We start from the raw sequence: 12,362 nt of genomic DNA on the forward strand, positions 1-12,362 counted from the left end.
GAATTGCGCAAAGCATGTCTCATCGAGCACGATGTTTAGATAATGCGTGTATTGAAAGTTTTTTCAATAAATTAAAAGTTGAAATCGGGGATTTAAAACAATTCAATTCCGTTGAGGAATTGATACAGACTATTGAAAAATGGATTAAATATTACAATACAGACCGAATACAAATGAAACTAGGCGGCTTATCACCGATCGAATATCNTTTGATTTATCACGACTCTTTTCTAATTTTGTTAACCAATTGGGGCCATCTCTAAACCCGCATTTAGGTTCTGAAGTTCATTTTTTGTTATAAATCAATTGCTGCTTTAGTTAAAATCCCATCATTAATTTCAAACATTTGATCTGCAAATGCTCGTAGTCTTAAATCGTGGGTAACAATTACCACTGCTTTATTTCGCTCATGAGCCAAATCAGAAAAAAGTTTCCCAACTTCCTCTACACGCGCACTATCTAACGCCGCCGTTGGTTCATCCGCTAAGATAATTGACGGATCAGGGTATAGCGCTCGAGCAATTGCGACTCGCTGCTGCTGGCCTCCCGATAATTCCGTTGGATACTTATTAATTAAGTCATCAATTCCCAGCTGTTTCAGTAAGGTATTCAATTCCTCAGTTGATAAATTATTATTTTTTTTAACTTTATCAACCAACTTAAACTGATCCCTGACCGTTAAAAACGGTAATAAATGGTAATTCTGTAAAACAAATCCAATATCATTCAGTCTTAATTTTTCAAGTTCTTTACGCGAACTATCATGATAATTTTGATTATTAACCTTAACTGATCCACTTGTGGGGGTTCGCAACCCTCCAGCAATGGTTAGAAACGTACTCTTTCCTGAACCACTTGGGCCAATAATTAAACTTAAAGTTCCCGGTTCAGCTTTGAAGTTCACATCATGCAAAACATGAACTTCAGCGATACCTTTCCCATAAATTTGGTTTATGTCGCTCATTTCAATCGCAGTTGTCATCATTTACCCTCCAATCACACTCACTGGATCCACTTTTATAACGCTTCGAATTGGTAATAGTCCCCCAAGCAACGCCGTGACCATTAGACCTGCTCCTACAGCTGCTAATGCTGGAATATCGAAAGCCATTGGTACCGCCGCTGGCATAGTGAACGCAGTAATTGTCGTTAAAATGGCACCAATAATTACTCCACCAAGTACCAAGATTAAAGACTGCGCAATCGTACTCCAAACTAGTACGCGACTAGGAATCCCTTGGGCTCTCAAAACAGCATAATTAGGTAATTTTTGAATAGTTAAAATATAAAGGAAGATCGCAATTACGATTAAAGAAATTACCATTAAAAATCCAATCATTAACGAGAAAGTCATATTTTGAGCGGAATAACCTGGTAGTTTTTCAATAAAAGCATTGGTTGTATAAGCCTTCAGTGGTGTACTAACATCCAACTTTTTAGTTTTTGAAACAATCGCGCTTGCTTCGGTTTGTGGTAATGCGTGTTTTAATGTTCTCCAATCGGATAAACTTCCATAGATTACCGGTGCGATATTAAGTTTTGCATTATGTGTAAAACCAACAATTTTATAAGCAACGTCGTCATTATTCAATTTAATTTTGTCATTTAATTTATACCCGGATTGCTCAAATTTGTCATCGACAACCACTTCATGACTTTTTTTCATTTTATGTCCACTAGTCAATTTTAGATTTTTAGCAATGAATTGATTGTTGTCAATTCCTAGAAATGTTGAAGATATCTTGTCGTGCTGACCTTCTTTAGCAACTACTGAAATTTGTCCGATCAAAGCATCCTTGCCGGTTAAACCTTGGTCTTTAACTTGTTTATCGGTAATCAACGACTGACTCAAGTTGACGTTTGCGTCTTGATTCAAAACGACCGTATTGACATTCCAAGAATTAATCGCGTCCGTATTTTGTCGAGCAAGTCCAAGCGCTAAACTAGTTAAAATGAAAATAAGATAACTAATTAAGACAATCATTCCAATGATTAAGCTATACCTTAGTTTCTCTCGCTTAATTTCCTTTAAAGCTAAAAACATACCTATCCCTCCAATTGTTTCAACGCCCATGCAAGCTGTTGAAATCTTTTTTCCGCCGTTTCCGGTTGTACTAGCGCTCCTCGCAGAGTGTCATGCACCAAAGTAATCCTCGCCCACTGAAGTTCAGAATTTGCTTCAATCGGTAAAACTAGCCGTGAAACATAGGACTCATTATGCAAATAGTGCATTTGCATTAGCTGATAATAGTCACTATTTTCTGCCCCTTTAACAAATTCACGTGTCTGCTGAACAAAGTCCGTCGCATTCGCCAAATCTTTTGTATGTAGATTTTGATGGATATTTCTAATCGCAATTTTGTATATATACCTGTATGCATCTGGCAAATCCTTAAAATAATTATAAAAAGCGCCTCGTGAAATACCAGCAACCTTAACGATTCTAGCGACCTGCGCTTCTGCAACTGGATGAAGCGTGAACTCTTTCAAAAGCGCCCATTCAATTGCATTCTGTTTTTCCGATTTAAGTCTTGCAATTCTTTCCCAAACCATTTTATTTCCCCCAATAAAAAATGACACCATGTCAATATGGTAAGAATACCATAAAGTGACAGAGTGTCAATTATTAAACCTTACTTTTCAAAATTAATTATTTTAGTTCCGACTTTTTCAACAAATTCGCGATCGTGGTCAATCATTAGTAGCGTTGGTTTTACTTTTAAAATGACATCTTGGACCTGTTCACGTGTGATTACATCCAGATAGTTGAGCGGTTCATCCCAAATATAAATATTTGCGTGCTCACAAAGAGAGCGCGCTAACGCAATTTTACGTTTTTGTCCCATACTCATTTGTTCAATTCGCTTATCAAATAAATCTCGCTCAAAACCAAGTTTCCTTAACATGGCAAGTAAATCTTGAACTTCGATATTTTTTTCGGCAGCAAATTCAGCAATTGTTCCGTGAATTTGATCAAAATTCTGCGGTAGATATGATACTGAAATATTTTGCCGCAATTTAACGTTGCCAGATTTAATAACCGCCCGATTTCCCAATATTGCAGAAATCAGCGTCGATTTACCAGCTCCGTTTTCGCCCTTCAATATCACCCGATCGCCTTTTTTTACAGTTAAACTAATTGGTGAATTTAGTATGTTAGAACCTCTTTGTAAAATGACCTCTTTGACTTCGATTAACGCATTTCCCTGTGGTCCGGTGTATGGTTCGTAATTCAATTTAAGTTCATCCTGAACTTCAATATTCTGAAGTAGCTTCCTTTTACTTTCAACTTTTTGTTCCGCACGGTCACGAATGTTCAATGCTTTACTCATCACTTTAGCGGCCTTATGACCAACAAATCCCTTATCGGCGGCTCCAATTTTTTCTTTTTCGGTTGCTTTAGACCACTCTTGTTTTTGTCGCGCCGCCCTCTCAAGCTTTTTAATATCTTTCTTTAAATTTTCTTTCTGATTTAATTCACGTTGATCGGCGTTTTTTCTTTCGGTTGCCCAAGTTTCATAATTTCCTTGAAAGCTACTAATCTGCGCTCGATCAATTGAAATAACATGATCAATTACTTGGTTTAAAAAATGTCGATCGTGGCTAATTACGATAAAACCTCTTTTTTGTTTCAAATAGGTAGCAAGCTTTTCGCGTCCCTCATCATCCAGATGGTTTGTCGGCTCATCAATCAATTGAAATGAGTCCTGGTCGGCAAACATTGCCGCTAATAGTGCCTTAGTTTTTTGTCCGGGACTCAATGAATTATATTTTCGATTCAGTAATTCCTCGTCTAGGCCGATTTGTTCCATCTCACGCTCGACCTCCCAAAAGTTGGAATAATCCCGATTCGTCACGTTCATTAGAGTCTTTTCTAAAGTTTCATTTTCATTTTCAATCTTTGCTGGAAAGTAATTCAGTTTTAAATTGGTTTCAACACTACCCTGATATTCTACTTGCCCCTGCAAAATTCGCATTAACGTGGTTTTTCCTCGACCATTTCGACCAATCAGACCCAGTTTCCACGATCCGTCAATTTCTAGATTTACATTCTTAAAAATTGGTTTTACTTGATTATCATAATTAAAGCTTATATTTTTTAGACGTATTATTCCCATTTATTTGTCCTCCGTCTCTCGAGGAGTAGCTTTTAAGCAATAAAAAAAGCACTAGGTGTGCAGTTCCTAGCGCAGTACAAAAGTGCATAATACCAATAAGAATTTATTTTACGGCAAGCACATTGAACTGGTTCAAAAACTACAAACTACTCCCGAAAATTAAGAAATCGTCATTTCCAAATTCCCAAAAAATTAGTTTGTAATCTTCAATCCCATCAACATCCCTTCCTTAATAAACTAGCCTCATGATAACAATGGTTGCGCTTTTTTTCAAGAATATTGTTAATTTGTAACATAGCGATAATAATATACACGCAAAATCAATCCATTTGTCATAATTTATCAAATTATTTTTATTATTTTATTTAAACAATTTTACCTGATCCATAGTAGCACTCCAAAAATAATCAATGCTCCATAAATAATTTTAATTGCCCGCGCTGCGTCGACTCGTCGCACTAACCAATTTCCAAACGGAACCACTATAAAAAGTCCCGGAATAACAAGTACCAACAATTCGATGGCATTAATTGACCAAAATCCGGCTGAAATGTGGCTAATCACTACCAAAATCCCCACGCATAAAAAATGGGCCTGTAAAATTGCTCGTAATTGTTTTGCCGACCACCTCTTGAGTGTCCCATAAACCGCAACCGGAACACCATGACTGTTATATGCGCTGCCCAATGCACCAGAAATTATTCCTGCAAGATAATCAAACCCATTGTTCGACAGGTGTGGTTGACTGATTCGTCCTGAAAAGCTGTACCACAAACTGTATGTGCCATAGATAATTAAAAAGGTTCCAAGCCCTCGTAGCACCAGGATTGATGGAACCGTCTTTACTAAGACAATTCCAAGCGGGACACCAATTAGTGACCCCGTTACCAGCCGACGAACCGCCCTAAAATCAATATGTCGCCACTCGCGGATTGTCGCTGGTAGGGCCACCAATAATCCTACCGCACCGATTAAGGCTGTACTCGTCTTTAAATCAAAGCTTATTAAAGCTAATAGTGGCATTGATATTAACGCCTCGCCAAATCCAAAAACCGTTCGGACAAGTGTGCCGATCCAGACAATCAAAAATACCCCTATAATAGTTAACATTTCAATTCCTCATTTCATATTTACACATCTAATTTTACTGAGAAATTTCAATGTACACAATGCTTCGCTCAACTTAAAGTAGACTGTCTTAAGATTTTATCTTTATGATAACTGCTTTTCCAAAACCTTCGCTGGGACGTCATCTTCAAAGAATACTTCGGATACTACCTTATATCCCTGTCGCTCATAAAATGGAATTGCATCAATTTCACCATGGATGAGCGACTTGGTTGCTCCTTGCGCCATCCCATAATCTTCAATCGCACGCAAGACGATCGCCCCGTAGCCTTTTCGTCGAGCCACCTTCATGGTTGCAATTCGACCTGGTCGAACTGTCTGCTTAATTTTTTCATACCGCGCAGTAGCAACTGGATGAAACTTATCTTCATATGCTACCGCATAGATGGTCTCATCTGTGTCTTTTTGATCAAATTCATCTTCTCGAGCTATTTTTCGCTCTGTTACAAAAACTGATTGACGGATTGCCAACGCAGCAGCCCGATTCCATTTTTGATTTCCGATAACTACCTCAATTGCCATTGTAATCAACTCCAGTAGAACAGGATTTTTCCCAATTATATCACGAACTTATTTCAATAAATTCCCATTTTCAGAATCTGACCTGTTTCACGTGAAACTTATTTTTCTACTTCATTTGAAGTTCATTTTTTGCTTAATCAACAATTATGAACTTCAGAATGGCGGTTCTTGTCTCTTTTCTTACTCCGAAATACGTTATAATAATCGAATAAGGAGTTGAGAATTTTGTATATTTTTACCGCTTCATTAGTTTTTATTATTGCGCTTGAACATTTTGCCATTATGGGACTAGAAATGCTTGGATCGGACGCATTACTCGCTAAAAGCTTTGATATTTCAGTCGATGAAGTTAAACGTCCTGTGCTAAGAACCGCCCTCGCTAATCAAGGTATGTATAACGGTTTTGTCGCTTTGGCACTCTTTTTAGCAATTTTCATTCCCACCGGAGTAATTATGAAGGTAATGGTTGCCTACTTTTTAACCTGTATTGTAATATTGGCCGCCTACGGAGCGATTACTGTTTCTAAAAAGATATTTATATTTCAGGGCCTTCCTGCCATGATTACGTTACTGCTATCTTTATTTTTTCTGTGACAAAAATTATCAATACCAATCCGACAATTTTCACGTGCCACTAAAAAATCAAAAATTTACCCTTGACATCTAATTTAATCATGCCTATTATGATAAACAAATTAGAAACGCGTTGAGAAAGTTAAGTAGTTATTTCCAATTCCAGAAAGCGAGCTTCGTTTGGTGAGAGGAAGCAGGTAATGATTTAACGAAAATCCCTTTTGAGCGATGTACCGAAATTAAGTAACGTACATTGGGCACACCCATTACAGTGTTAGCGTATCGCTTTTTAGCCGTACGTGAAAAGGTTTATTTAGTGATAAATTAACAACATTAAGGTGGTACCGTGCAAAGCACCCTTAAATCAAGTTCGATTTGATTTAAGGGTGTTTTTTATTTACATAATTTTTAAGGAGGTGAGGTTTTGGACTCTCAGATTGGTCCGATTCAAATTCAAAGGACGATGATTTTTAAATCTAATTTTAATAAAAATAAATTTAACCATTGGAGGATTTTTTATGGAAGAACTACATGATCTCAATTCAAAACCTTTATCTCTTAAAGATTATTTGGTGGTAAGTTCGCTGTTATTTGGACTATTTTTCGGAGCCGGTAATTTAATTTTTCCTATTCATCTTGGTCAACTGGCTGGAGGCCATTGGACAACTGCTGCACTTGGCTTCCTAGTTACGGCCGTCGTATTACCGTTATTATCCGTTTTAGCAGTCAGCGTAACGCGTTCAGAAGGTGTATATGATATTGGTAAACCCCTTGGGCCAACTTTTGCACTTGTTTTTATGGTTTTAATTCATGCTACAATCGGTCCATTATTCGGAACTCCACGTACGGCTTCAGTTCCATTCTCAGTTGGCATACAACCATTGCTTCCCACCGACTGGGCGCAATGGGGATTACTAGCATTTTCAGCATTGTTTTTTGGTGCTGCGTTCCTGCTTTCTTATCGTGAATCCAATATCATGGCCAGCGTTGGTAAAGTTTTAAATCCATTATTCTTATTGCTATTATTTTCTGTATTTTTGTTGGCCTTCGTCTCACCCATGGCAAAAGCCGGCCAACAAACCGCCACCTCTGAATACCAAAGTGCCGGTTTCTTTAACGGTTTTCTGCAAGGCTACAATACCATGGATGCCCTTGCCGGTTTAGCGTTTGGTGTTACCATCGTGACTGCCGTCCGGCAATTAGGAAAAACCACACCTAAAAGTAATGCTAGCGTTACCGCCAAAGCCGGCGTAATCGCTACCACAATGATCGGGGTAATCTATGCCGTATTAATCTGGTTAGGCGCTACTACTCTAGGTCACTTCAAGATTTCCGCTGACGGTGGCGTTGCGTTTAACCAACTAGTTACCTATTACCTTGGCAACGTTGGCCACGCCCTTTTAGCAACTCTTTTAACCGTTACCTGTCTCACAACAGCAATTGGGCTGGTTGCCGCATTTGCACAAGATTTTCATAAACATTTTAGTAAGGTCAGTTATCATGCTTGGCTTGGATTCATGTGCGTTGCATCATTTTTAACTGCTAACTTTGGTTTGGACACTCTAATCACTTGGTCTACTCCAGTCCTTATGTTTTTATATCCATTTACAATCACTTTAATTTTGCTGTCAATCTTCTCGCCACTTTTTAAACGAGATTCAGTTGTATACGGCTTTGTTGTTGCTTTTACTCTAGTTCCTGCTTTCTTTGACATGATGGTATCTTTCCCTCCAGTTGTAAGTCAAAGCGCTCTAGGTAAAACTGTTGCAACATTCCAGAACTACCTTCCTTTCGCCAATCTAGGAATGGATTGGATTGTTCCTGCAGTTATCGGACTTGTTTTAGGTCTCACCGTTCATTTTCTTCGTCCGGTAATGGAAAAGTCAGCTTCAAAAGTAGAAAATTAAATTTAATGTTATGCTAATTAAAAATGGAATTCTAACAAAAGCATCGCCTGTTAGAATTCCATTTTTAGTTGATTTTTTATTACCCGATTAATAGCATAACACCCCATAAAATGATGATTGCTCCCACTACTACAATTGCAATATTAATTCGTTCCGAGGTCAGAATGCTACTACCCGTTTTCATAAAGTTAGTCTTAGCTTCAATCCGTCGGTATGTTATGGAATTTTTATGCCAAAAACCCCAGACTCCCAGCGTAACGGTTACCATACCAACCAGTACTATCAATAACTCCAAAAGAATCTCCGTCATTCCAACATCTCCCCATAAATCTCAATTATTATCACACTCTGTTTAGAGTAATAATAGTTCTTTTGACTTATTTTTGTAAAGGAATATGGACAACGAACAATCCTCTAAGCGCTTCGTTTTCGAACAATCCCACTGTACAGGAGACAGATTACTTCCATCACTAAGGTTATTAAAAAGACGCTATGATACCCATATAAATTAGCGAACATTGATCCCGTTAGTGGTCCGACAACATTTCCAAAAGCTTGAAACGACTGGCTATAGCTGAACACTCGCCCAAATGCTGCCTTGGGAACGCTCTGTGCCATAAGTGTTTGATAAGCTGGAATAATTGCCGCATCGGTAATTCCGAAAATAAACCGAAAAATAAATAGCTGCAGAACGGTTTGCGTAAAGAGCATCGGAACGATCGTAATCGCGGCTCCAACAATTCCCCATACTAATATTTTTTTTGCGCCGATTTTATCAATCCATTTTCCAAATAGTGGGGCAACAAACATGGTTGAAAGGCCCGGGGCAGCGGTAACAAATCCACTTTGCAATGCGATATTTTGTGCATTTGGTGCCAAATCTTTAACAAATAAACTTACAATCGGTTGAATCGTGGTCGATGCCGCTTGAACCGTTAAAGCAACAATATAAATTGCGGGGATAATTCCCAGCCATCCAATCTTAAAAGATCCCGCACCATCTTTCTGGAGGTCTTTTGCTTCTTTAACTTCAAAATGTTCACGAACAAAAAACAGAGTTGTTAAAAACACAATCCCCATTCCCATTCCGGCTAGAATAAAAGTCATTCGATAACCAAAAATATCAGCGGTAATTCCACCAACAAGTGGTCCGAGTAGTCCACCCGTGACGCTTCCGGTGGTCAGGGTCCCCAATGCACTGCCTTTTCGGTGTTCAGGGGCTGAATCAGCAATCAGGGCTTGGGCGTTATTAATATATCCCGAGAAACTTCCTTGGACCATCCGAAAGAAGATGATCCACCAGACGTTTGGAGCAAATCCGTTAGCTAAAATTGTTAAAGTCATTACTCCGGCGGCTCTCAAGCACATCAATTTTCGACCTTTTAAATCCGCCAGACGGCCCCACAACGGGGAAACCAAGGTTTTTGCAAAATAACTAATTGCAAAAGCGATTCCGCTTAATAAATTAAGATTACTTGCGCTAAAATTCCCCAACGTTGCAATATACAGTGCTAAAAATGGCAACGTCATTGAATTTCCAAGTTCTGTCATAAATGAACCGAACCAGAGAACGTATAAATTCGTTCGCCATTCCGGCAATCTCAATATTCCCATAAAAAGCCACCGCCATTATTTTCTAGGTTTTTTAACATCACTTATTTGTGTAGTTTTTGCCCATACATCATAAAAGAAATATCCATTTTTAAATATCATTCCCCAAAGGAAATTCAATACAACAAATAGTGCCGCAACACTTAAAACGCCCAGCAAAATCATATTTGCTTGCGACTGATGCATTTTACTAAAAACTTGAACAAACATGTAGTTGAATCCCCAAAGCGTTGGGATCGCAATTTCAAAAAGTAAAAACTGCCTTAAAATTAACTGTCCCGTTTTAGCTGGTGTGCCGGAACGCTTTACGATCCGAATTTTTACTAACTTTTTACCGATTGTCTGTCCGTGAGTGAATACTGGAATTAAAATGAAAATGATTAACGTGCTAATAAAATATGATAAATACGGATTATCAGCTAAACTTGCGAGACCAACCAGACTCATCCCTATCTCAACTAACGTTCCAACAATTACGTAGTCAGCAATGAAAGCAATTATTCGACGTAGTAATGAAACCTTTTGACCCCGATCGTAGCTCTTTTTATCCATTTGGTCCCGTGAAGGAAATGCCTTGACCAAAAATGGGGCAATTACACCACCCACCAAAGCTCCAAATGTATTCAAGATCAAATCATCGACGTCAAATAGACGATAAGGGCGTGGATAAATCCCGTACAGTCCTGACAATTGAGTTAATTCAAAAAATAGGCTTAAACAGAAGCCATAAAACACGATTTTAACGATTGGTTGTTTGAAATAATAACGTAGATATACTCCAAACGGTATTGTTAATACGATATTAAAGAATGGTTGAATGAATCCAGGCTGTTTTAACGCTGGTAGCCAAGTTCCCGGATGGATTGGATTAAACACCGTTGTTGCAATAAACTCCCTTAGCGCCATGAATGGAACTAAATTATAACGTTGCGTGGTTAACTTTGCTACGGCTTGAATTGACGGTAACGGTAAAATAATTAAAAAGTATGCACTCAACATGTAAAAAATAAACGTGTACACTACGACCGCTCTCCAAGCGACGATGCTACCATACCGATGATATTGAATTACTAAGAATGGTAATAATATAAAAATTGCAAGAATTGGAAATGTTATTATTGCTGATTTAATTGGTATTAAGAATGACATCTATACATATCGGTTTGAATAAACCTTCTCCTTTTTTAAATATATCTATATCATTATTGCACCTCAATAAAAGTAAAACCAGTATTCTACAAGAAAATACTGGTTTTACTTAGGTTATTAATATTTTTATTTAGTGTCTTTTAGAAATTAACTACTCGTACATTGTTGCCTTTTTCTTGCTTGATTCGATGATAATTGCAATCACAATTAAAACAAATAAAATTACAAACAATCCTAGGCTATATAGAAAAACAAATGACGTTGATTCGATAATCATACTCCCAATCAGTGGTCCTAAGGCACGGCCGGCTGATGGAAATGCGCTAGTTAATCCCTGATATTTTCCCTTTTGATCATACGGAGAAAGACTATTAACAATTGCTGGAATTGATGGAAATGCAATTGCTTCTCCAATTGTTAACACCACCATGGCGATTACAAAATGGTAATATTGGTGCGCAACCGCAAGTAAGCCAAACGAAGCCAAAAAGAAGAAAATTCCGAGATACACTTGATGGAACGGATCTTTGAGTAGCTTACCCCCTCGAGAACTTAATAATCCTTGAACTACAAGGATAAAGAAGCCGTTTACCGTCCACAAGAAACTGTATGATTTAAGTGGAATATGGAGTTTTAGCATGTAAATTGAGACCGTACTACTCCATTGTTGATAAAATACCCACATAATCAGCAAACTGATGAAAAACGACATAATAATTGTTAGGTTGATCTTTGGAATCTTGGTCTTTTCCGATTCGTTCATATTTGTTGCATGTTCCGATGGACTTTCCTGTGGAATCCGATATGTGAACAATGCGACAATAAAAAACACAATAAACATCACTGAGGCGATTGTAAACAGCGGTGCCACACTATGCTTGAAAAGTATCCCGACGAGCGCCGTTCCAATCATTACACCTAAATTTTGAACGAAATATAGCATGTTAAAGACATAGCGACCATCGCGACTCTTAATCGAAGTTCCCATCGCATTTGTAAGGGCCGCTAACCATCCGGTTCCCAATCCAATTAATACCAATAAGATCGGATAGATTGGCCAACCATTAAAGAATATCAACGTAAAAAAGGAAATCCAAGTAAATACGATCCCGCCTAAAACTAAGTAGTAGCTGTCATATTTATCGTACATTTTTCCGGCAGTGAATGCCCCTAATATACTCGCTACAGAATTAAGGAACAAAACGACTCCCGCCATTACGAGTGAATGTCCTAGTTCTTGATTCATATAAATTGTTGTCAATGGCCATACCGAGCTCATTGCGATACTATCAATTAGAGATCCCAGTAGTAGCCATTTTAATCTTAATTCGCGCATAAATCCTCCTCCATAAAG

General features: G+C 38.1%; 13 protein-coding genes and 1 other annotated feature. Of the genes, 3 read left to right on the forward strand and 10 right to left on the reverse strand.

What is annotated here, in order from left to right:
• Positions 1-14: 14 nt before the first annotated feature.
• Positions 15-207, forward strand: a 193-nt coding sequence (locus tag IV81_RS09625) for an IS3 family transposase (protein WP_420848342.1), incomplete at its 3' end; no start/stop codon positions are given.
• Between the two features lie 88 nt (positions 208-295).
• Here IV81_RS09625 and IV81_RS03990 read toward each other — a convergent pair.
• The 6 genes from IV81_RS03990 to IV81_RS04015 form a co-directional block, all read right to left on the reverse strand.
• Complete coding sequence (locus IV81_RS03990) at positions 296-982, reverse strand: ABC transporter ATP-binding protein (protein WP_057802644.1); 687 nt, start codon at positions 980-982, stop codon at positions 296-298.
• A gap of 3 nt (positions 983-985) precedes the next feature.
• The gene (locus tag IV81_RS03995; protein WP_057802521.1) at positions 986-2,044 is read right to left on the reverse strand and encodes an ABC transporter permease; all 1,059 of its coding nucleotides are present in this window, start codon (positions 2,042-2,044) and stop codon (positions 986-988) included.
• Between the two features lie 2 nt (positions 2,045-2,046).
• Complete coding sequence (locus IV81_RS04000) at positions 2,047-2,553, reverse strand: TetR/AcrR family transcriptional regulator (protein WP_057802523.1); 507 nt, start codon at positions 2,551-2,553, stop codon at positions 2,047-2,049.
• A gap of 80 nt (positions 2,554-2,633) precedes the next feature.
• A complete protein-coding gene (gene abc-f, locus IV81_RS04005) occupies positions 2,634-4,118 on the reverse strand; it encodes a ribosomal protection-like ABC-F family protein (RefSeq protein WP_057802525.1) in 1,485 nt (494 codons plus the stop codon).
• A gap of 375 nt (positions 4,119-4,493) precedes the next feature.
• On the reverse strand, positions 4,494-5,228 hold the full coding sequence (locus IV81_RS04010; RefSeq protein WP_057802528.1) for a sulfite exporter TauE/SafE family protein: 735 nt from the start codon (positions 5,226-5,228) through the stop codon (positions 4,494-4,496).
• Between the two features lie 102 nt (positions 5,229-5,330).
• Positions 5,331-5,768 (reverse strand): GNAT family N-acetyltransferase, encoded by a 438-nt coding sequence (locus tag IV81_RS04015; protein ID WP_236696823.1) that lies wholly within the window; start codon positions 5,766-5,768, stop codon positions 5,331-5,333.
• A 225-nt stretch (positions 5,769-5,993) separates the two neighbouring features.
• Between IV81_RS04015 and IV81_RS04020 the strand changes: the two genes are divergently transcribed.
• On the forward strand, positions 5,994-6,362 hold the full coding sequence (locus IV81_RS04020; protein ID WP_057802530.1) for a DUF1304 domain-containing protein: 369 nt from the start codon (positions 5,994-5,996) through the stop codon (positions 6,360-6,362).
• Between the two features lie 103 nt (positions 6,363-6,465).
• Positions 6,466-6,705, forward strand: a binding site (T-box leader).
• 154 nt (positions 6,706-6,859) lie between these two features.
• A complete protein-coding gene (gene brnQ, locus IV81_RS04025; protein WP_057802533.1) occupies positions 6,860-8,248 on the forward strand; it encodes a branched-chain amino acid transport system II carrier protein in 1,389 nt (462 codons plus the stop codon).
• A gap of 79 nt (positions 8,249-8,327) precedes the next feature.
• Here the strand turns inward: brnQ and IV81_RS04030 are convergent, their stop codons facing one another.
• The 4 genes from IV81_RS04030 to IV81_RS04045 form a co-directional block, all read right to left on the reverse strand.
• Entirely contained in the window at positions 8,328-8,558 is a 231-nt protein-coding gene (locus IV81_RS04030) for a hypothetical protein (RefSeq protein ID WP_057802536.1), read from the reverse strand.
• A gap of 104 nt (positions 8,559-8,662) precedes the next feature.
• Positions 8,663-9,862: an MFS transporter gene (locus IV81_RS04035; protein ID WP_083484676.1), complete on the reverse strand. Its 1,200-nt coding sequence runs from the start codon at positions 9,860-9,862 to the stop codon at positions 8,663-8,665.
• A gap of 15 nt (positions 9,863-9,877) precedes the next feature.
• Complete coding sequence (locus tag IV81_RS04040) at positions 9,878-11,008, reverse strand: VanZ family protein (RefSeq protein ID WP_057802538.1); 1,131 nt, start codon at positions 11,006-11,008, stop codon at positions 9,878-9,880.
• 151 nt (positions 11,009-11,159) lie between these two features.
• Positions 11,160-12,344: an MDR family MFS transporter gene (locus IV81_RS04045; protein WP_057802540.1), complete on the reverse strand. Its 1,185-nt coding sequence runs from the start codon at positions 12,342-12,344 to the stop codon at positions 11,160-11,162.
• Between the last annotated feature and the right edge of the window lie 18 nt (positions 12,345-12,362).

The organism is Pediococcus stilesii (assembly GCF_001437075.1).
Classification (GTDB): domain Bacteria; phylum Bacillota; class Bacilli; order Lactobacillales; family Lactobacillaceae; genus Pediococcus; species Pediococcus stilesii.